1 pseudogene is annotated in these 370 nt (G+C 47.8%); it reads left to right on the plus strand.

Going from position 1 to position 370, the window contains the following annotated elements:
- Positions 1-370: pseudogene (locus tag A3739_RS08165) on the plus strand (F0F1 ATP synthase subunit beta); the annotation flags it as partial.

A 370-nucleotide genomic window follows, 5' to 3' on the forward strand; every position in this document is an offset into this window, starting at 1 on the left:
CTACTATTCGTAGACAACATTTACCGTTACACACTTGCAGGTACTGAAGTATCAGCACTTCTAGGTCGTATGCCTTCAGCGGTAGGTTACCAGCCAACACTAGCAGAAGAGATGGGGGTTCTTCAGGAACGTATCACTTCTACTAAGACTGGTTCGATCACTTCTATCCAAGCGGTATACGTACCGGCGGATGACTTGACTGACCCATCACCAGCAACAACGTTCTCTCACTTGGACGCAACGGTTGTATTGAGCCGTGACATCGCTTCTAAGGGTATCTACCCAGCGATTGACCCACTTGACTCAACTTCACGTCAGTTGGATCCATTAGTAATCGGTAACGAGCACTATGAAGTTGCTCGTGGTGTTC

This window comes from Oleiphilus sp. HI0067 (assembly GCF_001635735.1).